This is a genomic window from Fibrella aquatica (assembly GCF_041321135.1).
In the GTDB taxonomy this organism is placed as follows: Bacteria; Bacteroidota; Bacteroidia; order Cytophagales; family Spirosomataceae; genus Fibrella; species Fibrella aquatica.
Map to the genome: position 1 here is coordinate 626,581 of NZ_JBGGWF010000002.1, position 24,901 is coordinate 651,481.

At 50.9% G+C, this 24,901-nt stretch carries 23 protein-coding genes; 9 read left to right on the top strand and 14 right to left on the bottom strand.

The window, feature by feature from the left end; genetic code table 11:
* Nucleotides 1-4 precede the first annotated feature (4 nt).
* The 4 genes from ACAW87_RS06455 (at nucleotide 5) to ACAW87_RS06470 (ending at nucleotide 4,379) form a co-directional block, all read left to right on the top strand.
* Complete coding sequence (locus ACAW87_RS06455) at nucleotides 5-1,009, top strand: ABC transporter ATP-binding protein (RefSeq protein WP_370722363.1); 1,005 nt, start codon at nucleotides 5-7, stop codon at nucleotides 1,007-1,009.
* A gap of 63 nt (nucleotides 1,010-1,072) precedes the next feature.
* Entirely contained in the window at nucleotides 1,073-2,173 is a 1,101-nt protein-coding gene (locus ACAW87_RS06460; RefSeq protein WP_370722364.1) for a carboxylate-amine ligase, read from the top strand.
* 14 nt (nucleotides 2,174-2,187) lie between these two features.
* Nucleotides 2,188-2,994 carry a type 1 glutamine amidotransferase gene (locus ACAW87_RS06465; RefSeq protein ID WP_370722365.1) on the top strand — a complete coding sequence of 269 codons (807 nt, stop codon included), beginning with the start codon at nucleotides 2,188-2,190 and terminating at the stop codon, nucleotides 2,992-2,994.
* A gap of 170 nt (nucleotides 2,995-3,164) precedes the next feature.
* Entirely contained in the window at nucleotides 3,165-4,379 is a 1,215-nt protein-coding gene (locus ACAW87_RS06470; protein ID WP_370722367.1) for a hypothetical protein, read from the top strand.
* Here the strand turns inward: ACAW87_RS06470 and ACAW87_RS06475 are convergent, their stop codons facing one another.
* The gene (locus ACAW87_RS06475; protein WP_370722369.1) at nucleotides 4,380-5,510 is read right to left on the bottom strand and encodes a hypothetical protein; all 1,131 of its coding nucleotides are present in this window, start codon (nucleotides 5,508-5,510) and stop codon (nucleotides 4,380-4,382) included.
* Between the two features lie 141 nt (nucleotides 5,511-5,651).
* On the opposite strand from ACAW87_RS06475, the gene ACAW87_RS06480 reads away from it, so the two are divergent.
* The gene (locus ACAW87_RS06480) at nucleotides 5,652-6,908 is read left to right on the top strand and encodes an aspartate aminotransferase family protein (protein WP_370722371.1); all 1,257 of its coding nucleotides are present in this window, start codon (nucleotides 5,652-5,654) and stop codon (nucleotides 6,906-6,908) included.
* Here the strand turns inward: ACAW87_RS06480 and ACAW87_RS06485 are convergent, their stop codons facing one another.
* From ACAW87_RS06485 to argS, 8 genes are all read right to left on the bottom strand, one after another.
* Nucleotides 6,909-7,724: a HipA domain-containing protein gene (locus tag ACAW87_RS06485; RefSeq protein WP_370722373.1), complete on the bottom strand. Its 816-nt coding sequence runs from the start codon at nucleotides 7,722-7,724 to the stop codon at nucleotides 6,909-6,911.
* A gap of 122 nt (nucleotides 7,725-7,846) precedes the next feature.
* Complete coding sequence (locus ACAW87_RS06490) at nucleotides 7,847-8,167, bottom strand: HipA N-terminal domain-containing protein (RefSeq protein ID WP_370722374.1); 321 nt, start codon at nucleotides 8,165-8,167, stop codon at nucleotides 7,847-7,849.
* The gene (locus ACAW87_RS06495) at nucleotides 8,151-8,375 is read right to left on the bottom strand and encodes a helix-turn-helix transcriptional regulator (RefSeq protein WP_370722376.1); all 225 of its coding nucleotides are present in this window, start codon (nucleotides 8,373-8,375) and stop codon (nucleotides 8,151-8,153) included. Before ACAW87_RS06495 ends, ACAW87_RS06490 begins: the two co-directional genes overlap by 17 nt.
* A gap of 75 nt (nucleotides 8,376-8,450) precedes the next feature.
* Nucleotides 8,451-11,573 (bottom strand): efflux RND transporter permease subunit, encoded by a 3,123-nt coding sequence (locus ACAW87_RS06500; protein WP_370722377.1) that lies wholly within the window; start codon nucleotides 11,571-11,573, stop codon nucleotides 8,451-8,453.
* A gap of 39 nt (nucleotides 11,574-11,612) precedes the next feature.
* Complete coding sequence (locus ACAW87_RS06505) at nucleotides 11,613-12,713, bottom strand: efflux RND transporter periplasmic adaptor subunit (protein ID WP_370722379.1); 1,101 nt, start codon at nucleotides 12,711-12,713, stop codon at nucleotides 11,613-11,615.
* A gap of 31 nt (nucleotides 12,714-12,744) precedes the next feature.
* Nucleotides 12,745-13,638, bottom strand: coding sequence for a 1,4-dihydroxy-2-naphthoate polyprenyltransferase (locus ACAW87_RS06510; RefSeq protein WP_370722380.1), 894 nt, complete (start codon nucleotides 13,636-13,638; stop codon nucleotides 12,745-12,747).
* Nucleotides 13,639-13,746: 108 nt separating this feature from the next.
* Entirely contained in the window at nucleotides 13,747-14,367 is a 621-nt protein-coding gene (locus ACAW87_RS06515) for a glutathione peroxidase (protein WP_370722382.1), read from the bottom strand.
* A 13-nt stretch (nucleotides 14,368-14,380) separates the two neighbouring features.
* Nucleotides 14,381-16,183, bottom strand: a complete 1,803-nt coding sequence (gene argS, locus ACAW87_RS06520; RefSeq protein WP_370722383.1) for an arginine--tRNA ligase — start codon at nucleotides 16,181-16,183, stop codon at nucleotides 14,381-14,383.
* 141 nt (nucleotides 16,184-16,324) lie between these two features.
* Between argS and ACAW87_RS06525 the strand changes: the two genes are divergently transcribed.
* The 4 genes from ACAW87_RS06525 (at nucleotide 16,325) to ACAW87_RS06540 (ending at nucleotide 20,376) form a co-directional block, all read left to right on the top strand.
* Complete coding sequence (locus ACAW87_RS06525; RefSeq protein ID WP_370722384.1) at nucleotides 16,325-17,971, top strand: hypothetical protein; 1,647 nt, start codon at nucleotides 16,325-16,327, stop codon at nucleotides 17,969-17,971.
* A gap of 61 nt (nucleotides 17,972-18,032) precedes the next feature.
* The gene (locus ACAW87_RS06530) at nucleotides 18,033-18,557 is read left to right on the top strand and encodes an L-threonylcarbamoyladenylate synthase (RefSeq protein WP_370722386.1); all 525 of its coding nucleotides are present in this window, start codon (nucleotides 18,033-18,035) and stop codon (nucleotides 18,555-18,557) included.
* Nucleotides 18,558-18,640: 83 nt separating this feature from the next.
* Nucleotides 18,641-20,146, top strand: a complete 1,506-nt coding sequence (locus tag ACAW87_RS06535; protein WP_370722388.1) for a CCA tRNA nucleotidyltransferase — start codon at nucleotides 18,641-18,643, stop codon at nucleotides 20,144-20,146.
* 26 nt (nucleotides 20,147-20,172) lie between these two features.
* Entirely contained in the window at nucleotides 20,173-20,376 is a 204-nt protein-coding gene (locus ACAW87_RS06540; RefSeq protein WP_370722389.1) for a hypothetical protein, read from the top strand.
* A gap of 250 nt (nucleotides 20,377-20,626) precedes the next feature.
* Here ACAW87_RS06540 and ACAW87_RS06545 read toward each other — a convergent pair whose 3' ends face one another.
* The 5 genes from ACAW87_RS06545 to ACAW87_RS06565 all read right to left on the bottom strand — a co-directional run bounded on the left by ACAW87_RS06545 (nucleotide 20,627) and on the right by ACAW87_RS06565 (nucleotide 24,897).
* Complete coding sequence (locus tag ACAW87_RS06545; RefSeq protein WP_370722825.1) at nucleotides 20,627-21,439, bottom strand: M23 family metallopeptidase; 813 nt, start codon at nucleotides 21,437-21,439, stop codon at nucleotides 20,627-20,629.
* A gap of 66 nt (nucleotides 21,440-21,505) precedes the next feature.
* Nucleotides 21,506-22,192 carry a type IX secretion system protein PorG gene (porG, locus tag ACAW87_RS06550; protein ID WP_370722391.1) on the bottom strand — a complete coding sequence of 229 codons (687 nt, stop codon included), beginning with the start codon at nucleotides 22,190-22,192 and terminating at the stop codon, nucleotides 21,506-21,508.
* A 3-nt stretch (nucleotides 22,193-22,195) separates the two neighbouring features.
* Nucleotides 22,196-23,182 (bottom strand): DUF6089 family protein, encoded by a 987-nt coding sequence (locus ACAW87_RS06555; RefSeq protein WP_370722393.1) that lies wholly within the window; start codon nucleotides 23,180-23,182, stop codon nucleotides 22,196-22,198.
* Between the two features lie 146 nt (nucleotides 23,183-23,328).
* The gene (locus ACAW87_RS06560; protein WP_370722395.1) at nucleotides 23,329-24,204 is read right to left on the bottom strand and encodes an NAD kinase; all 876 of its coding nucleotides are present in this window, start codon (nucleotides 24,202-24,204) and stop codon (nucleotides 23,329-23,331) included.
* 51 nt (nucleotides 24,205-24,255) lie between these two features.
* Nucleotides 24,256-24,897 (bottom strand): CBS domain-containing protein, encoded by a 642-nt coding sequence (locus ACAW87_RS06565; protein WP_370722396.1) that lies wholly within the window; start codon nucleotides 24,895-24,897, stop codon nucleotides 24,256-24,258.
* Nucleotides 24,898-24,901: the final 4 nt, after the last annotated feature.

Sequence of the window (24,901 nt, forward strand, 5' to 3'; positions counted from 1 at the left end):
CCCCATGCTAACTGCTACCCATCTCTCTAAATCATTTGTTGACTTACCCGCTGTACGCAACGTCTCGCTGACGTTAGCCTCCGGGCAGATTATGGCACTTGTGGGTGCCAGTGGGTCTGGAAAAAGCACCTTATTGAACCTCATTGCGGGCCTGCTCGATGCCGACCGGGGCGACGTTCGGCTCGACGGCCAACTCGTTGTCGGTCCCAAAGACGTGCTGGTTGCTGGTCATCCGCAAATCCGGGTAGTGCCTCAGGAATATCAGTTGATGCCTAACGTCTCGATTCGCGAAAACATTAACTACGCCCTCCGCTTCTACGAACGTACCTACCGCAACACCCGTGTCGACGAACTACTGCGGCTTTGTCGGCTGGAAGGCGTGCAACACCACAAACCCCGGGAAGCATCGGGCGGTGAAAAGCAGCGCACCGCCATTGCGCGCGCCATTGCCGAACCCGCCCGCGTCTTATTGCTCGACGAACCGTTTAGTCACCTTGACTTACCCAACCGTTTGATAATCAAAGACCTTTTGTTTGAATTAGTCCGACAGCCATCTGGTGATGTACCGCCACCCGCCTGTCTCTTTGTGACTCACGACGCTACGGATGCCCTCTCTATTGCTGACCAAATTGGCATTATTCAACACGGGCAACTCAAACAGATCGGTACGCCTCGCGAAGTGTACTTCCAACCCAAAACCGCTTATGCTGCCCGTATGACCGGCCCGGTCAACACCATTCGCGGAAAACACCTGCCCACATTGGGCCTGCCCGCGGCAGAAAATCCAGACGCGCTGTTTGGCTTGCGGCCCGAACACATCACCCTGACTCCCGACGGACCGGTTTCAGGCGTTGTGCAGGCCATTTTTTTTCAGGGGCGACAGAGCGAACTAGCCGTGAAAGTCAGCCGATACGTATCAATTCGACTACTAACCGAACGCGATGATGTAGCCGTGGGTGATCAAATACGTATAACTATCTCCGGCAGTCGATTAATGGCTATCGGATAAGGTTATCATTTGTCTTTTCGCCGGAATCACTTAACTTTCCTTTCATACAACGAACACGAAACTATGCCCGAATTTACGCTTGGGATTGAAGAAGAATTCCAGACCATTGATCCCGAAACCCGCGAGCTCCGTTCGCACATGTCGAAACTCGTTGATGGCGGGCAAATTATCCTTCAGGAACGTGTTAAGGCCGAAATGCACCAGGCGGTGGTAGAAGTAGGGACCAACATCTGTCATAATATTGAGGAGGCGCGGCAGGAGGTAACGTACCTGCGGCGCGAAATCATCGACATGGCGGAGCGGCAAAACCTGCTCGTGGCCTCGGCCGGCACGCACCCTTTTTCAGACTGGCAACATCAGTTGATCACGCCCAACGAACGCTACGATCGGCTAATTGAGGAAATGCGAGACGTAGCCCGGTCGAACCTGATATTTGGTATGCACGTACACGTGGGCATCGCCAGCCGGAATGAAGGCATTCAGATCATGAACGCCGTACGGTATTTTCTGCCCCACATTTATGCCCTGTCGACTAATTCACCGTTCTGGTGCGGGCGTAACACCGGATTCAAATCGTACCGCTCAAAAGTGTTCGACAAGTTTCCGCGCACGGGTATCCCCGACTACTTCGGCAGCGCCAGTGAATACGATGAATACATTGCCTTACTTGTAAAGACAAACTGCATCGACAACGGCAAGAAAATCTGGTGGGACATCCGCCTGCACCCGTTCTTCGACACCATCGAGTTCCGCATCTGCGACGTACCCATGCGCGTTGATGAAACCATCTGTCTGGCAGCCATCATGCAGGCATTGGTGGCAAAGATCTACAAGTTACAACGCGCCAACCTCAATTTCCGGCCTTACCGCCGCGTGCTGATTGCCGAAAATAAGTGGCGGGCAGCCCGCTACGGCATCGAAGGGAAACTCATCGATTTCGGGAAACAGGAAGAGGTACCAACCCATCAACTGATCTACGAACTACTCGAATTTGTTGATGATGTGCTCGATGAACTGGGAAGCCGGAAAGAGTGTGAATACGTCCACGAGATCCTGAAAAACGGTACCGGTGCCGATCGGCAGCTAGCTGTTTTTAACGAAACAAACGACCTCAAATCGGTGGTGGATTACATTGTGAAGGAAACTTCATTCGGTGTCAGATAGTTAGCTTCTATACGATGAAGATTGCTATTTTAGATATGTACAACAACGTAGCCAATGAAGGCATGCGTTGCATTTTACACGCTATTCAGGCGGTGGAAGCCGCCGAGGGTGTGGCATTGCCCTACACCGTTTTCAATGTACGGGCCGATAATCAGTTGCCCGACCTTTCCTTCGATGCCTATATTTCAACGGGGGGACCGGGTATTCCTCTGCCGTTGGGCGAGGACTGGGAGGTGCCTTATTTCGAGTTGATCGATGCTATCTTCGAGCACAACCTCACGCAGGATTCGAAGAAGCACCTGTTTCTGATTTGCCACTCGTTTCAATTGGTGGCGGGTCATTTACACCTCGGCACCATCAGCAAGCGTAAATCAACGTCGTTCGGTATTTTTCCCATCCACCGCACCGACGATGGCTTGACCGAACCGCTGTTTGCGGCGTTGCCCGAACCGTTCTACGCCGTTGATTCGCGGGATTATCAGCTAACGGAACCCAAAATGGCAGAATTTGACGCGAAAGGCGCAGCGTTGCTGTGTTTGGAAAAAATTCGTCCGCACGTTGATCTGGAGCGGGCCGTGATGGCCATTCGGTTTACCAACGAAATCATTGGTACGCAGTTTCACCCTGAAGCTGATGACGAGGGTATGCTCCGCTATTTTTTACTCGACGAGAAACGTACCCAGATCATCAGCAATTATGGCCAAGCCAAGTACGATGAAATGGTGACCTATTTGAAAGATCCCAACAAAATTGCGCTCACCGAATCGGTGATCTTGCCGGGCTTTCTTAGAAATGCTATTCGTGAAATAACCCTGGCTTAACCAGGAAGAGTTTTTTTGACAGGATTCACATAGTTAACAGGATTTCTTGCTTGCTCTAATCAAATCCGGTGCAAGCGAGAAATCATGTTAATTATGTGAATCCTGTCAAAAAATAATCACACCATACCCTGCAATGTACCTTTCGCTGTTGTGGGATTAGCAAAACTGTTATGATTGACTCCATTCGCTCGGCTTACAACGCCCAATTTTCAACCGATCGCTACGAAGCTTTGCTGGCCAATATTCACGCCAAATTTCCAGCACAACTCGATTTTCGGATTGCCGAAACGCCGGTTTTTGTCCCAAAGCTGCTGACGGATAAAATGCTGATGGCTTGTGAGGATATTGTCAGGACAATCACGCAGCCCGATTTTAGGGATAAGACCGAAGCTGCCATTCCCGATAATCAATACGTACCCGGCGAAAAAACGGATAGCCACACGCAGTTTATGGCGGTTGATTTTGCTGTCTGCAGAAACCGTGAAACAGGCGAACTGGAACCCCAATTAATTGAATTACAAGGATTTCCGTCGCTCTACGGATTTCAACCCTACTTATCAGATTCATTTCGGGCCAACTTCTCAATTCCCGATTCAGTGAATCACCTATTTGGCGTGGCCACCAATGCCGACTACATAGACAAACTACGCCAGATGATCGTGGGCGATTGCCATACCGATGAGGTCATTCTGCTGGAAATTTATCCCGAAAAACAGAAAACACGCATCGATTTTGCCCTGACAAAACACTATATCGGTATCGATGCGGTTTGCCTGACCAAGATCAAAAAGCGTGGCCGGGCCTTATTTTATGAGAAAAACGGGCAGGAAATTCGCATCAAACGCATCTACAACCGCCTGATTTTCGACGAACTGGCCGCAATGCCAGAGTTGGAAACAGAGTTTAAACTGACCGATGATGTAGACGTAGAATGGGTAGGTCACCCAAACTGGTTTTTCCGCATCAGCAAGTACACACTTCCGTTGATCGACAGCGACTACGTACCCAAAAGCTATTACCTGGACAACGTACCCGGCGGCATCGAGTCCGTTACTGACCTCGAAAATTATGTATTGAAACCGCTCTTCTCCTTTGCGGGTAGCGGTGTGAAAATAAACGTCACCCCTACCGATATTGAGGCAATTGGGATCGAGGAACGGGGCAACTACCTGTTACAGCGCAAAGTGCAGTACGAACCCGTTATCACGGCACTCGACGGACAGGTCAAGTGCGAAATACGGATGCTCTTTATTTGGCCAACTGGTGCCGACAAACCTCAGCTAATCACCAATCTGGCCCGGTTGAGTCGCGGTGAAATGATCGGTGTGCGGTTCAACAAGGATTTCGATTGGGTAGGCGGTACCATTGCCTATTTCGAGCAGTAGTTATTTTCCGAAACGTATCTGATAACTAGCCGATGGGAAAAATACCACCGTTGTTCCCCGAATAAGGCCATCACGTCCAAACGGAAGGTTGGCCGACAGATCAAACGAGTGCCGACTCCTATCGAACCGAACACCAGCGGCCAGCTTACTCAACGAAAAGCCGTTGCCACCCAAAAAGATAAGATTCTCGCTGATGAAGGTCAGCGAGGGTCTTACCTTCCGAACGATTCCCACCGAAATCACCTGCCCTATTGAGTTCCTGCTGGTTCCGGTGCCCAGACCAAAAGTCACGTTGTTCTGCGAATCACCAATCGATACAATTCCCTGCAACAAACCGCTGGAAGTGGTACGATCGAAAAGTGATCCATACAAAAGTTGCGCCTGCACCCCCAGCCTCACGCGAGCCCCCACTGGCAAAGATACCTTGGTCGTCAGCGAACCGAATAAGCTGGGTATAAACGTAAAAAAGGTAGCCCCTATGCTCCAGTTGTCTGTAAGGCCAACGTCGAACTGACTAAAGTAAACCACTGTATTTCTGTAGTAAACCCGCCCGCGTTCGGCCTGGTAGGCGGTGGGCAGGAAATTCATGTATTGCCCAAACAGATTAGGATTTCCTCTCGTAAACCCGTCGCGCTGACCAACCTGTGTACGTTCAGAGCCAGTCCGCTCCATACGCAATACCCGTTCGGCAGGTACGTAGACGGTGCCCAGAGACGACGTTTTCAGCACCACCCGGCTCGAATCCTGGCTTAGCACTTGCCCGTTTAGCGTCGTTCCATCGGTCAGCGTTACGGCGTATTGTCCCGGCGAAACGGTCAATGGCGTGGGCTGGGTATCGGTGGCGCGGGCATAAGCGGGCTGTGTGAAGTAGGCCACCGAATCGGCGGTGACCGGCGCAAAACTGCTGATCTGACCAAACAACTCCCGCTCAACGTAGGTGAGTTGGCCGTTCTTCATTCGTACCGTGTACATCACACTATCGCGCTTTACAATTCGACCCTGAACATGCGATCCGTCTTTTAATAAAATGTAGTAGGGCTTACCGTTGGCTGTATCGGTCGGCGGTACCTGGGCAAGGATCAGGGGAGTTCCTATCAGCACTAGAAACAGACAAAGAAGAACTGTTTTCATAAAAAGCTTGGTTTAGGAATAGAGAAACTCAACGGCCTGTACTGTACGTTGACCCGAATTGACAGCTAATCGTTTAAATCGACAGACGACAGAAAGTTACGTAACAAGTAACACTAACCTGCATCTGTTGCTACTTCATCCGTGACACATCGACAACTTTTTTTTCAGCATATTGCCCAAACCACCGATTTCCCGTTAGCGCTGGAAATTGAACGGGCCGAAGGCGTGTATTTATACGGACCTAATGGCGAAACGTACCTGGATTTGATCTCCGGTATTGGCGTCAGTAACGTAGGCCACCGGCACCCGGCCGTGTTATCCGCTATTCACGCTCAGCTGGATAAGTACATGCACCTGATGGTGTATGGTGAATACATTCAGGGACCACAGGCCGATCTGGCCCAGGCTCTAATTGTATCACTGGCCGGGGCAGAAACCGGGTATGGCCCGATCGACAACGTGTACTTCACCAATTCGGGCGCCGAGGCAGTTGAAGGAGCGATGAAAATTGCGAAGCGGTTTACGGGACGGAGCGAACTGATTGCCTGCCACAATGCTTATCACGGATCAACACAAGGCGCGCTTTCGCTCAGTGGCGACGAAAATTTCAAGCGCAACTATCGCCCCCTCCTACCCGATATCCGGCACATTCAGCACAGTAGCTGGGAAGACCTTCAACAGATTACCACTAAAACGGCGGCTGTGATCATGGAGGTGGTACAGGGTGAGGCGGGCGTTCGGGTACCCGATCCTGCGTACCTGCACGCTGTTCGCGAACGCTGCACCGCCACAGGTACGTTGCTTATTTTCGATGAAATTCAGACCGGATTTGGCCGTACAGGCTCATTCTGGGCTTTTCAGGGGATAGACCCGTCTGGCAGAGCCGTGGTACCCGACATTCTGTTGAGCGCCAAAGGGATGGGCGGCGGCATGCCGATTGGTGCGTTTATGGCTCCAGAGTCGCTTATGTCCGTGATTAAGAATAACCCGATGCTCGGACACATCACTACGTTTGGCGGTCACCCGGTTTCGTGTGCGGCCTCACTGGCTACGTTGCAGACAGTTCAGGATCAAAGCCTTTTTGCCGACGCCGGACGAAAGGGAGAACTCATCAAATCATTATTGGTACATCCGCTCATTCGGCAGGTACGTGGTAAAGGGTTGATGCTCGCCGCCGAGTTCGATTCGTTCGACGTGCTGAAACCTATCATCGATCACGCCATTGATCCGGGTGTCGACAAGCCTGGGATTATCACCGACTGGTTCCTGTTCTGTAACAACTCCATGCGCATTGCCCCGCCCCTCACCATCACCGACGATGAAATCAGACTGGCCTGTCAGCTCATTCTCACCAGCATCGATCAGCTAGCCGAGCAACACGCTTTGTTAGTTGATTAGTTACGAATAGAACAATCGCTCATATCGTTCGTGAAGCAATTGCCGGTAGGCTTCTTTTGTGGTCGGTGTCAGGAAACTTATTTCCACCAGTTTGGTGATCTTATTTATTCGATCAGCTAGCCGGGTAAACACGTTTTGCTGCTGTCGGTCAGTAAGTTGCAAATAATTCCCAAACGCCTTCCAGTCTGAGCTGCGTAACCTGCTTTTTTTGCCATTGAGTGATAAGGCAAACTCCTCATTGTCGGTAGGCATCAACAGTTTTGTGGCCAATAAATCGTAGGCGGGTGTCAGCGATATACCCTCATCAGTTCGCCAGAGCGAAAAGTTTTTCAGGTGCATGTCGGCGTTACCCGTCAAGAAACAGAAGAGAGTCAGTTCAAACAAGGCGACAGAATCAAGCTGGGCTTGTTCACTAAACTGTCGAATTAGTCTGGCTACCAACTCCATAGATCCTTTGTACTTATCGGCCGTCGCGCGCTCTGCCAGTTGGCAAAAATCTTCCATTGCGCGTTTCTTCCCGTCACCCGGCCGATCAATTCGTTTTGTCAGGTATGCCAGTTCACCACTTTCGAGCCGTATTAACGTGTGAGGCACGGTTTTGATACCCGCTTTTTCCGCCAGATGCATGGTTAAATCTTCTATCTCCGGCATTTCCGGATACAGTGCGTAAGGCGGTTTGAGAATGAAATTTCCCCATAAGCCCACTAGTGTCAATCTGGCCTCACCCGGTCCTCTTTCCAGTTCCAGCGATAGTTTAGGCTGGACTCCCGTGACAGATATCTGCTGCCTGACCACCTGTTCGGCTAATTGATGCATGGCCTGAAGCGAATAGGGCAAGAGTGGCGCTTGCCGACTACCGAAAAAAATGAGACTACAGGTACTGTGAAAGTCCCCTTTCTCCTTCCCCAAGGGCTGGTAACAATATAAACAACGGCTTGTCATACAGATGCAATAATCGACACATTACCAATGCAATCCCGGCAACAGGCCAGCAAAAGTCCAAACCGGTCAGACGATCTTAACTTCCAGTTTTTTTCTACAATCTCCAATAACCATCCTTCCGGTATCAGCCCGTCGAAGAATGGAAAAAGCCTGGTGTCGACGTAGGGTTGTGCTCGAAGCGGGAGCGTCAGACTAACAGGCACAGCGTGGAGGTTAGACAGATAAGCGACATCATAGCTAAACTGATAGCCTGATTCTGTCTCAGCTAGTTGACCCGCTTTGTGCTGATCTACCCACACATCAGCCTGCCTGTTCATCTATCTGTCTTTTGATACGCACCGGACCTGCTTCGTGGCCGAACAGGCCGAGGACTTGATTCACTTTATCGAGGCGGAGCGTTGCTTTTCCTTGCTCCAGATCGCGGATGAAGCGTAGACCCACACCCGCTTTATACGCCAGGTCTTCCTGAGTCAGGTCATTTACCTTACGACGGTGCTTCACGAATTGGCTTAGTTCTGTAGGCATAACTATACCAGAAAGGGTATAAACTAACGATATGATCGTCAATTTATACCCTTTCTGGTATAGTTCAAAATACGGTTAGGCAACAGCTTCCGCCGATTGCTCTTCCAGCTTTTTCTGATCAGGCGACTCGGCAACGGGTTGTCCCGGTTTGCGGCGTGTCATGAAGATGTACATGGCCGGAATAACGAACAACGTCAACACGAGCGAGAACATCAGTCCACCCACGATAACAACACCCAGCGGTACGCGGCTTTTAGAAGCAGACCCCAACGCCAGAGCTAATGGTAGCGCACCAAACGCGGCTACGAGGGTTGTCATCAGAATAGGGCGAAGACGCATAGCGGCCGATTCGAGAGCCGCCGCAATTTTGTCTTTTCCCTCGGCCATCTGTTCATTGGCGAATTCAACGATCAGAATCCCGTTTTTCGTTACCAGTCCCACCAACACAATGATACCGATCTGGCTGAAAATGTTCAGTGTCTGATTGAACAGCCAGAGCGAGAAAACGGCTCCTGCCAGTGCCAACGGCACGGTAAGCATGATGATAAACGGATCAACAAACGAGTCGAACTGAGCGGCCAGAATCAGATAAACCAGAATCAGCGCCAGGGCGAAGGCAAACAGCGTGTTAGACGAACTCTCGGCAAAGTCACGCGAAGAACCGGACAGCGACGTCTGGAATGTATTATCGAGCACGCGGGCAGCAATAGCGTTCATCGCTTCTACCCCATCGCCAACGGTTTTGCCCGGAGCCAAACCTGCCGATACGGTAGCCGACTTGAAGCGATTGTAATGATATACTTGTGGCGGACTGCTGACCTCTTCAAACTTCACCACATTGTCGAGCGGAATCAGTTCTTCGCGATTGTTCCGCACGTAGAATGTCCGCAAATCGGTTGGTTCGTCGCGATTTTCCCGGTCAACCTGCCCAATTACCTGATACTGCTTTCCGTTCATCAGGAAGTAGGCCAATCGACGGTTACTGAGCGCCAGTTGCAGCGTGTTCGACACATCGAGTACCGACACACCAAGGTCAGTCGCCTTTTCGCGGTCGACGCTGATGTTCAATTCGGGTTTATTGAATTTCAAGTCGACATCCAAATTCTGGAAAGTCGGATCTTTACGCGCTTCTTCCAGAAACAACGGTAATTTCTCGCGCAGTTTCTCAAAGCTAAGGTTCTGTACCACAAACTGAACGGGCAGCGACGAACCCGACCGGCCTCCGGTAGAGATGGTCTGCTCCTGAGCCGGGAACATTCGGGCATCGGTAAAGCCTTTAAAGCTTTTAGTCAGGTAATCAACTACATCTTGCTGGGTACGTTCCCGATCCTGCGGATCTACCATGTTGATAAACACGAAGCCCGAGTTCACGGCACCCGCCCCTGAGTTACCGGGCGCTACTACACTAAAGGTCAGTTTCGTTTCAGGTATTGAATCAAGCACCAGCCTGGTTACCCGGTCGGCAATACCACTCATGGCTTCGTAACTCGTTCCTTCTGGTGCGGTAATTGGCACCCGAATTCGACCCCGATCTTCCAGCGGGGCCAACTCTGATTTAAGCGTTGCGCCCAGCCCGAATACCAGTGCCAGACAGGCCACCATCATAACCCATGCCCAGCGACGTTTCCCTAAAAAGTTGCCTAGAGAAGACCGATACGACGTATCGAGCCAAACGAAGAAAGGCTCGGTTTTCAGGTAAAACCACGACCGCTTGTCTGGGTTTTTCGAGGTCATTTTCACACTAAGCACCGGGGTGAGCGAAAGCGACACGAAAGCGGAAATCAATACGGCTCCGGCAACCACGATACCAAACTCACGGAAAAGCCGCCCTACGAAACCCTGTAAGAAGATAATTGGCAGGAACACAATGGCCAGCGTGATCGAGGTTGCGATTACGGCAAAGAAAATCTCTTCCGAACCTTCCTCAGCCGCTCGTTTGGGGTCCATACCCTTCTCTACCTTTTTGTATATGTTTTCCGTGACTACAATACCATCATCAACCACCAGACCTGTTGCCAGCACAATACCTAACAGTGTTAGAATATTGATACTAAAGTCAGCAACGTACATAATAAAGAAGGCACCAATCAGCGAAACAGGAATATCGATAAGTGGACGGAAAGCGATGAGCCAGTCACGGAAGAAGAAATAAATGACCAGAACAACCAGCACAAACGAGATTAATAGCGTCTCTTCTACTTCCTCAATGGCTTTACGAATGAACGTACTCCGATCAATACCTACACTGACAATCAGATCTTTAGGCAATTCACTTTTTATCTCATCGAACCGTGCGTAGAACTCATCGGCAATATCAACGTAGTTGGCACCGGGCTGAGGAACCAGCACCAGAATCACCCCCTGAATACCATTCTGCTTCGACGATGTTTCTTCGTTCTCAGGTCCAAGGGTGGCATAACCTACATCGCGCAGCCGGAGAATCTGTCCGTTTGTTTGCCGAATGATTAGGTTGTTAAAATCGGCCTCAGTAGTCAGTCGCCCCACCGACTTAACGGTTAACTCTGTGTTGTTACCGTAAATTTTACCACCGGGCAACTCTACATTTTGCGCAACAAGGGCAGCTTGAATATCCTGCACGGTAAGTCGGTAAGCGGCCAGTTTAGCGGGGTCGAGCCACATCCGCATAGCGTAGCGTTTCAAGCCGTAGATGCTCACCTGCGATACACCGGGAATGGTTTGCAACCGCTCCTGCAGTACGTTTTCAGCGTAGTCAGACAATTCCATCGGATTGCGCGTCGTACTCTGAACTGGCATAAAAATGATTGGATCCGAGTTGGCATCAGCCTTGGTCACAACCGGTGGCGCGTCGATATCCTGCGGAAGTTGACGCTGTGCCTGCGACACTTTATCGCGTACATCGTTGGCCGCCCGTTCAAGGTCAGTATCCAGGTTAAATTCGACCGTAATATTGCTGACGCCTAGGGCTGAGTTCGACGAGATCGTCCGAATACCTTCGATGCTGTTCAGCGACTTTTCGATTGGCTCGGTAATCTGCGACTCAATGATTTCGGGGTTAGCTCCGGTATAATTGGTTCGTACCGAAATCACCGGCGGGTCAATGGCCGGGTATTCACGTACGCCCAGAAAGGTGTATCCGATTACACCAAACAGCACAATCACGATAGACATTACCATCGCGAATACGGGCCGTTTCAGGGAGAGAGAGGAAAGACTCATAAGGGGGGAACGTTGATGAATCAGAGAACTGAACGGTGATCAACCTTGAATTTTTGCCACTTTAACGGGTCCGTCTTTCTTCACAAAAAGCAGTCCTGTAATCACAACAGTATCGCCGGTAGCCAAGCCTTTGGTGATCTGAATATTGCTTTTATCGCGTATTCCAGTTTCTACCTCTACAAAAGTGGCTTTGCCATTACGAACCACAACCACTTGCTTACCGCGCGTCTGTGGTAGTAACGCCTGCGACGGAATAGTCAGTGCCTGATCTTCCCGGAAAACCAGATTTATCTTGGCGAATGCCCCCGGCCGCAAATCACGGCTGGTGTTGGGTACTCTTGCCCTAATGCGCAGACTACGCGTAGCCACGTCTACGTTCGGCTCTATGGCGTAAATCTGACCAGAAAAAGCATTCCGCACACCGTCTAGCGTGAAATTGACCCGTTCACCTGTTTTCACCGACGAACTATAACGCTCAGGAACGGTAAAATCCAGCTTGAGCGGATTAAGTTGTTGAAGGGTTGCAATCAGTGTTTGTGGCGTCACTACGGCACCGGGGCTCACATTCCTGATACCGACAGTACCTGCAAAAGGGGCTCTGATTTCGGTACGCCGGAGCGAAGCTCGGGTGAGGTCGATATCGGCAAGTGCCCCTTTCAGATTAGTCACAATGATGTCGTATTCCTGTTGGCTAATTCCGCCGCGCTCCAAGAGTTGCTTGTTTCGCTCTTCGGTACGGCGGGCGTTCTCTTCCAGCACCTTGAATTTCTGAAGCTGAGCCTGCAAATCCACATCGTACAGTTTAACAAGCAGCGCCCCTTTGGCAACCGGCTGGCCCTCGCGAATGTTGAGTTCAACGATTCGTCCGCTAATTTCTGGAAAGATATCAACCTGCTCGTTAGCCACCAGCGATCCAGTTGCCACCACAGAGTTCGCAATGACGGTAGGTTTCACAATGAAGCCGTTCACAGAGGTAGGTCCACCGGCACCAGCTGCACCGCCACCCGCTTTACCGCCACCTGCGGCTGGTGCAGCGCCGCCACCACCACCTGCGCCTGGCGCCGGATTCATTACTTTGTTATAATAGATCAGGCCACCGAGGACCAACACAGCGAGTACAAGAGCAATCCAGCGTTTCAAAATTTATAGTCAGGTTAAATGTATTCGACACTTATAATAATATTCCCACGCCAAAAAGCAAGACAAAAAGTAATGTCGACAATGCCAGTTGACCAAGCCGGGGATTTAGTTCGGCAGGGTTGGTGTGGTTGGCTACTGCCTGTCCATTCACAATAAACAGCGGGAACGATAACAGGTACAAATAAGCCGTCCAGTCAATGGCTGTTAATAACGAATAAACCAGGGCACAAATCATTCCAGTGATGAGTAAAGCCCAGTGGTACTGAATCGCTTTTTTCAAACCCAAACGAACTGGAATAGAGTACTTTCCGGTCTTGGCATCGGTCTCAATATCACGCACATTATTAATATTCAATACGCCGGTGGCAAAAAAACCAACCGCACTGGCGGGTAATAGCAGCAACGTACCCAGCGATTGTGTGTGCAGAAAGTATGTACCCAGTACCCCCACCCACCCAAAGAACAGTAACACCGCTATATCACCATAGCCTGCATAGCCATATGGCCGTTTACCATTTGTGTAGGCCACTGCCGCTGCAATACAAAGCAGACCGAGTAACAGGAATACCCAAAATAACCACGACCCAGATTCACGAGTGGCTTCAATCAACAACCAAACACCTGATACCAGCGATAGTCCAGCTGTGATTAGCATAGCCCTGAACATGGCCTCCTTAGTAAGATCGCCCGTGGCTACGGCACGGCGCGGCCCTACCCGTTCGGGCGTGTCTTTGCCAGAAACGGCATCGCCGTAATCATTGGCGAAGTTGGACAGTATTTGCAGAAAGGTGGTTGTCAAGACGGCCAGCGTGAATGTCAACCAACTGAACCGGCCCACCGATGCAGCCAGAAAGCTACCCAAAATGATACTGGCAAGGGCCAGCGGCAACGTTCGCGGTCGAGCCGCAGCAATCCAAGCCTTCATTCAATTATCAATTAACAGTTATCAGTTACCAGTTATCAGTTATCAGCTTCGCCACAGGTACGTTGTTTTGCGAAGCCTGATAACTGTTTACTGACAACTGTTAACTGACTAGATGCCTACTGCTTTTTTAAATGTTGCATCACCTGGTTTAACACCGGAAGCGAAGAAGTGGGTGAGCTTGCCGTTTTCATCGACCACGTATTTGCAGAAATTCCAGCCGGGGGCCTGCTCATTCCAGCCGTTCAGGCTTTTGGTAGTCAGCCATTTGTAGAGGGGTGCCTGCTTGTCGCCAACCACATCTATTTTCTCGAATAACGGAAACGTGACACCGTAGTTTTTCTGGCAAAACGTGGCAATCTGCTCGCCACTGCCCGGCTCCTGTCCGCCGAAGTTGTTGGCCGGAAAACCCAGTACAATAATTTTGTCTTTATGCAACTTGTAGAATGCTTCCCAGTCGGCGTATTGTGGTGTGTAGCCACACTCGGAAGCCGTGTTGAGAATAATGACTTTTTTGCCTTTGTACTGACTCAGCGACACCGACTTACCATCGATACCGTTCATGGTAAAATCGTAAAGCGATTTGGTTGGCGCGGTTTCTAACGTGGCCGGGGCCGTGTGGGCCGCCGTTTTGTCGCTGAAAACGTGTTTGACTAAGCGAGAGAATGACATAGTGGTAAATAGGATAGCGCCCGCAACAAGGGCAAGGCCAATTTTGGATGAAGTACGCATGGGTGAAGGGTTTTTACATTTTTTCAGGTACGTCAATGCCTAGCAAACCCATGGCTTTCCGAATGGTTTCAGCCACCTGAGTCGATAGAGTTAATCGAAGCGTTGTTTTTACAGGATCAGGCTCTGACAGGATAGATACTTCAGCGAAAAGCCGGTTGTAGGCCTTTGCCAGATCATATACGTACTGCGACAGTAACGACGGCGCAAAATTGTCGCCCGCCTCTTTCACTCGCTGCGGATACTGACTCAGCAACACGATTACTTCCTGCTCGGTTTCATGGAGTTGGGTCATTTCGTCAGCAGTAACGTCGGTTTGCAGACCACTTTCCTGTGCCTTGCGCAACACCGACCGAATGCGGGCGTGGGTATACTGAATAAACGGCCCGGTATGCCCGTGTACATCCACCGACTCGGCCGGGTTGAACAGCATTCGCTTCTGTGGATCAACCTTCAGCAGATAGTATTTCAGCGCACCCAGACCAATCATTCTGAAAAGATCCTGCTTCTCGGTCTCCGAAAATTCATCGAGCTTCCCTTTCGCTGCCTGTTCGCCGGCTTCGGCGGCAACCTGCGTTACCTCATTCACCAGATCATCGGCATCGACAACGGTTCCTTCGCGCGATTTCATTTTACCACTCGGCAGGTCAACCATGCCGTAACTGAGATGATAACAACCGTCGGCATACGGGCGGCCCAGACGTTTCATGATGGCGAACAGCACTTTGAAATGGTAGTCTTGTTCGTTGCCAACCACCCAAATTGACCGATTGGAGTGAAAATCACTGAATTTGAGATCCGTCGTCCCCAGATCCTGCGTGATATAGACCGATGTACCGTCGCCGCGCAGCACCAGCTTATGATCCAGACCTTCGTCGGTCAGATCGATCCAGACTGATTTGTCTTCTTTCTGGTAAAAAACGCCCGACGCCAAACCTTCCTCTACCACATCTTTACCCAACAGGTACGTGTTCGATTCGTAGTATGTTTTGTCGAAGCTGACGCCAATATTCAGGTACGTGTCGGCAAAGCCGGCGTACACCCAACTATTCATCTGTTGCCAGAGCGCCACCGTTTCGGCATCGCCCTGCTCCCACTTGCGAAGCATTTCCTGCGCTTGCTGCATCAGTGGGGCTTTTTTCTCCGCCACCTCCTGCGCCATTCCATCCGCCACCAGTTGACTGATTTCAGCTTTGTAGGCCTTATCGAACAGTACGTAATACTTCCCGATCAAGTGATCACCTTTCAGACCGGCCGATTCGGGGGTTTCGAACGTGCCGTCTTCCTGCCGACCAAATTGCTGATAGGCCAGCATCGACTTGCAGATGTGAATACCCCGATCATTAACCAGACAGGCTTTAGTCACAGCAAACCCGTTGGCGGCCAGAATTCGACTGATTGAATCGCCGAGGAAATTGTTGCGTAAATGGCCCAGATGAAGCGGTTTGTTGGTGTTTGGCGATGAAAATTCGACCATCACCGACTGCCCGTTGGCGGGGGCTACGCCGAAATCAGGCTCGGCCACGATGCCGTTCAGGGCTTTGATGTACGCCGCGTCTGACAGGCTTATGTTTAAAAAACCCTGCACCACGTTGAACGCCCGCACCACGGGTGAGTTGGTCAGCAGCCAGTTGCCCAACGCCTGCCCAATCTCGGCGGGTGACTTACGGAGTGTTTTCACCAGCGGGAAAAATACGAATGTGTATGTTCCCTCAAATTCTTTCCTGGTCGATTGCAGGGTAATATCGCCCGCTGAGGTATTGTAAAGGGTCTGAACGGCCTGCTGAATAGCCGCTTTTAAGTCTGCCTGTAAATCCATTGCTGTATGGCCTTCGTGATGGGCCCGAACGTTCCGCTGATGCGGGTGTAATGAATCGCAAAAGTACGAAAGGGCTACGCATTTGGGCAATTCAACTGTAAGATGTAGCTTTCGGTCTATCGGGCAATCTCTCCGCTAGGATTGCACTCCCTCATTATGCGCCTGTTCCTGTTTATATACCTGCTGCTCACCGCCTCTTTTGCCCAAGCTCAACTAAAGGCATTGAAGCAGATCGACTATCCGATCAAGGAATCGGTCGATGAAGAATATACGGTCTTACCACTTGGTACGCGGGGAGCACTGGTAACCTACCATAAACACGACGACTACCGTCGGCAATCCCACTCGTATACGTTCACCAGCGTAGATACACTCCTAACTACCCGTTGGAAAGTCGAGTATGTCCTGCCCGAAAATTTCACCCCTTCGCAGACGTTCGCCAACGACCGATACCTGTTCTATTTGGCCAACGAGCCCGACACCGACAATTTCAGTATGATCCGCCTCAACCTTGTCGATGGTACGCTGGATAACTACGCTGGCAAACTGCCATCGAGCCTGGCCCTGTCCGATTTCAAGGTAATGGGTAATGTGGCTTATATGGCGGGGTACTACCGGTCCCGGCCCGTAGTGATGGCCTACTCACTCTTCGACGGCACCATCCGGGTTTTTCAGGGACTGTACATTAACCACACCGAACTGAGTAGTATCGAGATTGATGACTACCGACAGGAGGTCCATATTGTGACCCATACGGCGAACAAAAAGTGTCCGTTCACGCTCCGCTCCTACTCACCCGATGGCAGGCCCCTCCGGGTGATCGACTACGAAGGCACCGCCTACAGTTTAATTTCAGGAAAAATTCTTCCCATCAGCGCCACCGAATCACTACTCGTGGGTAATTACTCCACCGACTGTACGCCCTACTCGCAGGGGATCTACATCACCCGAATTCGCCATAACGAAACCGGGAAATTCACCGTCACTACAGACCGGGGCGAGGCTATTCGCTACGTCGATTTTTCGAATCTCAAGCACTTTTTCAATTATCTCAAACCCCGTCGACAGCTAAAAATGCAGGAACGGGTGGCCGAGCAAAAACGCCTGGGTAAAGAGTACAAGTTCAGGTACCGTTTACTGGTTCACGATCTGATCCCCACCACCGACGGCCTACGGTTAGTAGCCGAGGTCTATTACCCCCAGTACAGAGGGTCTATCTCGTCTTATTCGCCCCGCCCGTGGCGAACGTCAGCCAGCCCGATTCTCCAGACCGGGGTGACGAACAGTATTCCCCTAACAAGCAGTCAGTCGTACTCGGATGGGTATCGGTACACGCATGCCTTTGTCTGTGAATTTGACCAGGAGGGCAATTTGCGCTGGGACAATTGTTTACCCATTCAAGACCTTACTGATGAAATGCCCACGCAAAAAGTACACACGTCTACGCAGGGCAACCGGATGGTAATGGCCTATCAACAGGAAAGCGACGTGTATACGTCTGTCATCGAACGCGACTCAGTCTTACTAACCGACGAACCTTTTCCTATCAAGGCCGGCTCGGAACAGGAAAAAGTACAGGAGGCGGCCGACGAAGGGCTCATTGCCTGGTACGGTCCCTACTTTCTGGCTACCGGGTACCAGAAACTAATTCCTGAACGGGGATTTTCGAGCCAACCACGCGAGTTATTTTACATGAAGAAGCTGATTTACAATGCTTTTGCTACACCTGAGTCAGCCAATGAGAAGCAAAAAAAGAACGTACCCAAACCCATCCGTCCTGAACGATAATAAGCTAATTCCGTTATTTTGTATCGGAACCCGCCCCCCTGTTTGTGGGTTCATATAACTTATGATGCCCACAAATCGCGAACTGATTCATGCCCTGCGCCAGGGTCAACTCCTTGCTATTGCCGACGAAACCGGCTGGTCTGTTGCCGCCGACCCTCAGAACGAAGCCGCTGTTCAACAGTTGATTGCGCTGAAAAGAGCGACAAAAAACCCATACGACCTCACAGTGCTTGCCAGGAATACCGATCAGGTGGTAATGTACGTGCACAAGATGCCCGACGTAGCATTCGATTTGGTCGAATTCACGGATATTCCACTGATCGTGCTGTTTCAAAAAGGCAAAAATGTGGTGGCTGGCGTCGGCGAAGAAGAAATCGCCATTCGTAAATCGCTTAACGAAGAGGTTCAGTTTCTGCTTGGTGGGTTCGGAAAAGGCGTCATTACGCTACCTTTTGAGAGCTTTGCGCTGCCCGATGCCGCCCGCAAAATCGTAAGTTTCACCCTTGGCGAGGCATCGCGTAATTTTCGCAAACCCCGCATACTACGGTTAGGCATGGGCGGAGAAATTGAGTTTCTGCGGAAATAAGCGATCCGGGCAGTAACGGCCAGAAGACGGTAATGCGTCTGTAGCCCACCCGGTAAGCTGCTTAACGGCTACTCAAACTAGACATGAATTTCGCTGATTTCCTTGCTACCAAACCTGTTTTCGCCCGTATTGCCGACGCGGCGGGAGCGTTGAACATACCCGCTTTTGTGGTTGGGGGGTACGTTCGCGATCTGGTGTTGAAACGCCCTTCCAAAGACATCGACATTGTGTGCCTCGGCAGCGGAATTGCCCTGGCCGAGGCGGTAGCCAAAGCAGCTGGCGTCAACGTGGCCGTGTATCAAAATTTTGGTACAGCCATGCTGCGAATGGATGATCCCGTGGATGGGTACGTTGACGTTGAATTTGTGGGTGCCCGCAAAGAATCGTACCGGTCCGATTCTCGCAAGCCGATCGTTGAGGATGGCACACTCGCCGACGACCAGAACCGGCGCGACCTCACCATCAATGCCATGAGTATCAGCCTCAACCAGTCCACATCGTCCACTGAGGCTGGCAGCAACATACCTGAGGTTGACTATGGCGATTTGATCGATCCCTTTGGTGGACTTACTGACCTGAAACGGCGACTTATCCGTACCCCATTGGCCCCCGATCTGACCTTCTCCGACGATCCGTTACGCATGATGCGGGCTATTCGATTCGCCACCCAACTTAATTTCGATATTGACCCGGAAACCTTCGACGGCATCATTCGGATGAAAGACCGCCTGGGTATTGTGTCGATGGAGCGTGTGATTGAGGAAATGAACAAGATCATTCTGTCACCCTCGCCCTCCTACGGCTTCAAACTGCTGTATCACGCCGGCCTACTCGATCTGATTCTGCCTGAGCTCGTGGCTCTGAAAGGCGTAGAAACGGTAGATGGGAAAGGGCATAAAGACAACTTCTTTCATACGCTTCAGGTACTCGACAATGTGGCGCGAATGAGCAATGACCTATGGTTACGCTGGTCGGCCATTCTGCACGATATCGCTAAAACCCAGACCAAACGGTTCGATAAGCGCGTGGGCTGGACGTTTCATGGCCACGAAGAAGTGGGCGCACGACTGGTGCCAACCCTTTTTCGTCGGTTAAAATTGCCGCTTAATGAGCACATGAAGCAGGTGCAGAAGCTAGTTCGCCTGCACATGCGCCCCATTCCGCTGGTTAAAGAGAGCATTACTGACTCAGCCCTGCGCCGGTTGCTATTCGAGGCGGGTCCCGATCTTGAGTTGTTGCTTACCCTGTGCCGAGCCGATATTACGTCGAAAAACCACGAGAAAGTACAGAAGCACCTGAGCCGCTTCGATCAGGTAGAGCAAAAGCTTCATGATCTGGAAGAACGAGATCAACTCCGCAATTTTCAGCCTATCATCACTGGCGAGCTGATTATGGAGACCTTTGGCCTGAAGCCTTCTAAAGAAGTGGGCGAACTAAAGATTGCCGTACGCGAAGCCATCCTGGAAGGTATTATTCCAAACCAGTACGATGTGGCCTACCTGTTCATGATTGCTGAAGGCGAGAAACGGGGTTTTACCGTCTTACATCACGTACCTGAACCAGTCGCCACGTCGTCTGACCAGGAGTAAATTTTTTATTGTTTCTTGCAATCACTATGGAAAAAAACAACTTTCGTCGCTCTTTCGGGGCAGGCCTGACTATTCTGGGGGCTGCCGTCATTCTCTTTGCCTGTGTGGCTTTTCTCTCTGATGGCAAGCCCACGCTCGGCCTTGAAGTAAGCCGGGGTGAAGCGGCTGCCCCCTTCGCCGTTGGCCTTATCTTCTTCCTCTCAGGCATTAACCTGATCAATAATTCGTAACCCCTTTGGGGTGGCCTGTCAATAGAACAGAGTCGCTGGAAGCGAATAAAGCTCCATGGGAGCGACCTTAACTAGCTCAGTTGAGGCCGCTCCCTTGGAGCTTTAATCGCTTCCAGCGATTCTGTTCTATTGACAGGCCACCCCAAAGGGGTTAGATGAGTGGCAGGCCCATAGACATCCTAATCACAGATTTACCCATTTACTTACATTGCACAGGTACTGATAAAACCCCCAATGGCGCTATCAAAGCCTAGTCGCGCTGCGCCGTTAGTAGCCACGGATACGTATTCTGCGGCATGGGCAGTCCATTCGGCTGAAGTTGCAGGTACATCAGGTGCAGGTGCGTTGGAGAACGGGGTTTGTACGCGTTGAATCCGGTGCGGCCCACCTCGGCAATCTTCTGACCGGCACGTACCCAGTCACCCATCGTTACGTTTACCACTTTGTTATGGGCGTAATAGAACAGACCATTCCTGACGGGGTCATATACCCAGATCCAGTTGCCGCCCCGATATTCCTGCGCACTGGTCCAGCCGGTTTCAACGGCAAGTACCAATCCGTCTGACATAGACAGCACATCAACGGGCTTTCCGGTTTCGTCGTCAACAGAGTCCTGATTGCGATCGCGGATAAATATATCCTGCGCCGGGTGACTACCCCGAACATTGTAATCGAAGAGATCAAATCCTTTGCCCCGGTAGCCTTCCCCGTGCGAACCACCAATAGCAGTACTAGTGTATCCTTTCAGAGGAAACCACATGGCCGTGCGTTGACGGCCTGACTCAGAAACGGTGTCGGTTGGATAGTCGTTGTTGGACCGGTAGCGCTCGTAAAGACCTATCATGGTACGGCCAAAAGAGGCACGGGCCGAATCAGGGAGAATACTTTCTTCCCGAATCTTGATATACAGGGTATTGAATTGCTGACAGTAACTGTAAGGCGTTGGCGCAGGATTATCGATCAACGGCACCTGCGAAGAGGCAATGTTGAGGCCACCCACCAGCAAAGCGATTGCGAAGCCAAAAAAACGCCTGAAGAGATAAGCGAAGGGAGGTATTGTCAGCAAAACAGAGAAACTTTTTGCCAAAAATAAGGAATAGTTAGTACGTCACTACAGCCTGTCTACTCATCAATTACTACCCGGTGGGCAAAACACCCGATAAAATGTGTAGCTAACCGTCAGGAAAACCATGGTGTAATGATCTTTTCGGTCAGGGTTACTCTGGTTCAGTTTGGGGGCTCCGGCATCAGGCACACCCAGCCCATCCAGGTTGTCTGTCGTGGTGAAGCGGGTCGTATACTCCAGCCCAATGCTCCACGGACGGGCTATTTCATATTTCACGCCAACGCCCAGGGGAAACGCAATCTCAACGGGCTTATCTCCCGGCTGACGTAAACCATGCGAAAAAACGGCCAAACCTCCGAAAACGTAAGGTGTCCAGTTTTGGGCACTATTAAGGGCCGTATAATTTCTGAATTTATATTCACCCAGCAGCGCAACCTCCCGAACCGTGTTCCGAAAAGCGGCTCCCCGGGCAATCTGGTAGCGGTCGGTTGTAATACTGTCTGTCCCAATAATGCGTCCCAGTGACACCTGTGCCCGTGCGGCAAAAGACTGGCTAAGATGATACCTGAAAAACAACCCACCGCCGGGGCGAATAAACTTAGGATTAAGCACAGGGGCTATATCGCCGGTGTAAAGTAAACCACCTAAGGCACCTCCAATCTCAATTTTTTGGCTATATCCGAGTATTGGGCTCAGAAAAAGCCCGGCTATGAGAAGCCGGGCTACTGTATTTTTCGGTATTATGCTCACAGGTTAGCGAATCGGAGGGCACTTGATTTTGGCCGGAATGATGTAGTGAATCTGGAAACTCGTCAGCAAGTACGAATCTTTTAGCGGAATCCGACTCCCTCCTCCGCGCTGGGTCAGCAAATCGGGACTCACACCCGCCGCCGTAATTTGATCGAGGCCCGGTTGCCGGTTGTCGCCTTTCCGGGCAGCCAACAGTTCGCCGCCTCTGTTCGATAACTGTTGCGCCAGAGGAGTAGTCAAGTCAGCTTGATTGGCAGGGTAAGGACCACCTGTGTCATCCAGATAATCAGAAAACGAAGGAGTCACCCGCATTTCGGCTGCCAGACTCAAGTACTCACTCAGTTTGTAGCGAACGCCCACGCCAATAGGTACAGAAATCGTAACAAGCGAATATGGTTTAGCGTAGCCGGGCTGCCCCTGCCCTTCTGTTCCCAGTGGTTGAAGCGCCACCCACTGCTGCTCTGTTTCAGGCTCACCAGCCACAGGCAGTGGTGTTAGTGCCTTCGGGTTATGCGCTAGTAATGCTACACCCAACAGCGCGTACGGCGTTATTTTGGCCCGATCGCGTGGGGTACGTCCACCGGGAACAAAATTATACATCCCGATCAACGCAAATTCTTTGAGGTCGTTTCGGAAATGCAGGTTCCGCGTGTACTGGGCGGCAAATTTTACCGGGTCGTTCTGGGCATATTTGTAGTCATCGCCGGTAATGCGGGCCCAGGTAAACGAGGCCCTTACACCAATTCGCGGTGTAAAATGGCGGGCAAACATCAGGCCTGCATTCCAGCGGGGCAGCGTAGTTAGCGACTTTAAAGGTTGACTGTAACCAGCCATATCACCAAAATAAGTAGACGTACCCACACCGAAACCTACTTCAGAATAAGGTAAAAATTGGGAATTCGATCGACGCTGCGCGTACCCCTCGTGTCTGCTTCCGCCTAGTAGCAGCGCCGACAGAATTCCCAGCGTAAAAATGGGCCTATAAGTCATGGAAATTGATTACGAAATGAAATCGGTTAGCCTGTCACAAAACTACCAATCAACACACGGGGCTTCACTCCCGGCGTTCGGTATTATGCATTCAAAACGGCCCGCTGTTTAAAATATTGGGCGATGCCGCGTTTTTCTACGCTTTGTCAATTGCGTACATCGAAGCCCCAGTTCAGTTTGCTACGGAGGGTGTTCAGAAAATTATCGTCACTTAGCTTGACCAGCCGGGCCGAAAATTGTTCGCGCTGAACCTGGAGTTTGGTGGCTGCATCGATCGTTTTAGATCGGGAATCGAGCGATACGAGAAAATTACCGCTACGGCTTTCTACTTCAAACGATAGCTTGCACGAGTCCATAATCACCATAGGGCGAACATTCAGGTTGTGCGGACTGATTGGCGTGATAATGAAATTGTTGGTCTGCGGCAACAGCACCGGCCCACCGCAACTAAGCGAATAACCCGTTGATCCACTGGGTGTTGAAACAATTACTCCATCGGCCCAGTACGAATTCAGAAACTCGCCGTCCAGGTATGTATGTACGGTGATCATCGACGAACTCTGGGTACGTGTGATGGTAAAATCATTCAACCCGAAGGGAATTCCGTCGAAAATATCGATATCTGCCTGTACACTGACCAACGACCGTTCATCGATGGTGTACTTTTTATGAATCAACGCATGGAGCATGAACTGGATACCACCGGGCGACACGGTTGCCAGAAAACCCAACCGGCCAATGTTGATGCCTACGATCGGAATCTGGCGTGGCCCCACCTGCGACACTACATCGAGCAGGGTACCATCGCCACCCAGACTAAAGGCGAAGTCAGCGTCGAAAATATCCTGTGTTGTATGATAAGTGAGTTGACTGTTGTGGGTAACTCCCGCCGAATCCAGAAACAGACGGTACGTATCCGACAATTGAACTTCAGCCCCGCGAGCCGCCAGCGTATCGAACATCGACTGGACAAAGGGCCGGGCTGCTTCCTGGAAAGTACGTCCGTGAATAGCGATTTTCATGAAAAAGAAGCCTGAAACAGTCAGCAACTCGGAAGCTGTTTCCAGACGCTGTTATGTATTCAAAAAGCGCATAAGCGCGTTAAGGCGATCTTGATCCAGGTTATCAATAGGTGCACTGGCGAAGGCAGAATCGATGGTGTAGCCGAACCGTTCCAGGGTAGACACCACCGACGTAATATCGCGGCGGTTTAGCTTCAGCGTCAGCCGGGCCCGATCGGTGAGGCCATATACCGGGCTACTGTAATAGCTACTGATAATTTTTACGTTGTTGGTCTCAACCAGCCGACTAATCTCCGACATCGAGTAATCATGCTCGTCCAGGGCAATCACCAGAATAGCTCCCGACTCCTGAATGCCGATTTCCCGCGAAAACTGACGTAATAGATCGGTTGTACCCACGCTGCCCATAAACTCTTTTCCTTCGTTGACAATTGCCAACACGTCGAGCCGATGCTCGGTAGTGAGGGCAATTAACTCCAGTAGATGTTGATTTTCCGTCGCGAATATTGTTTCCGACAAGCGCATTACGTCGCTAATCGGCCGATCGTCGTCCGGGATGTTGAGCAGTAAATCTTCACTAACGACTCCTAAATACTGACTGCTGTCAACAACAGCCAGCTGAATCAGGTGATGTTCCTGCATCCATTCTAATGCTTCGGCAACGGAATCTCCCGGTTTAAGGGCGGGAATCATTGGA

Bases quoted from the DNA above. Each gene is read 5' to 3' on its own strand.
- ACAW87_RS06515 (WP_370722382.1), bottom strand. From the start codon at position 14,367: ATGCGTACTTCATCCAAAATTGGCCTTGCCCTTGTTGCGGGCGCTATC.
- ACAW87_RS06560 (WP_370722395.1), bottom strand. From the start codon at position 24,204: ATGAAAATCGCTATTCACGGACGTACTTTCCAGGAAGCAGCCCGGCCC.
- ACAW87_RS06540 (WP_370722389.1), top strand. From the start codon at position 20,173: ATGGAAAAAAACAACTTTCGTCGCTCTTTCGGGGCAGGCCTGACTATT.
- ACAW87_RS06465 (WP_370722365.1), top strand. From the start codon at position 2,188: ATGAAGATTGCTATTTTAGATATGTACAACAACGTAGCCAATGAAGGC.
- ACAW87_RS06510 (WP_370722380.1), bottom strand. From the start codon at position 13,638: ATGAAGGCTTGGATTGCTGCGGCTCGACCGCGAACGTTGCCGCTGGCC.
- ACAW87_RS06500 (WP_370722377.1), bottom strand. From the start codon at position 11,573: ATGAGTCTTTCCTCTCTCTCCCTGAAACGGCCCGTATTCGCGATGGTA.
- ACAW87_RS06530 (WP_370722386.1), top strand. From the start codon at position 18,033: ATGATGCCCACAAATCGCGAACTGATTCATGCCCTGCGCCAGGGTCAA.
- ACAW87_RS06455 (WP_370722363.1), top strand. From the start codon at position 5: ATGCTAACTGCTACCCATCTCTCTAAATCATTTGTTGACTTACCCGCT.
- ACAW87_RS06535 (WP_370722388.1), top strand. From the start codon at position 18,641: ATGAATTTCGCTGATTTCCTTGCTACCAAACCTGTTTTCGCCCGTATT.
- ACAW87_RS06485 (WP_370722373.1), bottom strand. From the start codon at position 7,724: ATGCATCAATTAGCCGAACAGGTGGTCAGGCAGCAGATATCTGTCACG.
- ACAW87_RS06495 (WP_370722376.1), bottom strand. From the start codon at position 8,375: ATGCCTACAGAACTAAGCCAATTCGTGAAGCACCGTCGTAAGGTAAAT.
- ACAW87_RS06565 (WP_370722396.1), bottom strand. From the start codon at position 24,897: ATGATTCCCGCCCTTAAACCGGGAGATTCCGTTGCCGAAGCATTAGAA.
- ACAW87_RS06460 (WP_370722364.1), top strand. From the start codon at position 1,073: ATGCCCGAATTTACGCTTGGGATTGAAGAAGAATTCCAGACCATTGAT.
- ACAW87_RS06475 (WP_370722369.1), bottom strand. From the start codon at position 5,510: ATGAAAACAGTTCTTCTTTGTCTGTTTCTAGTGCTGATAGGAACTCCC.
- ACAW87_RS06490 (WP_370722374.1), bottom strand. From the start codon at position 8,167: ATGAACAGGCAGGCTGATGTGTGGGTAGATCAGCACAAAGCGGGTCAA.
- argS (WP_370722383.1), bottom strand. From the start codon at position 16,183: ATGGATTTACAGGCAGACTTAAAAGCGGCTATTCAGCAGGCCGTTCAG.
- ACAW87_RS06555 (WP_370722393.1), bottom strand. From the start codon at position 23,182: ATGACTTATAGGCCCATTTTTACGCTGGGAATTCTGTCGGCGCTGCTA.
- ACAW87_RS06470 (WP_370722367.1), top strand. From the start codon at position 3,165: ATGATTGACTCCATTCGCTCGGCTTACAACGCCCAATTTTCAACCGAT.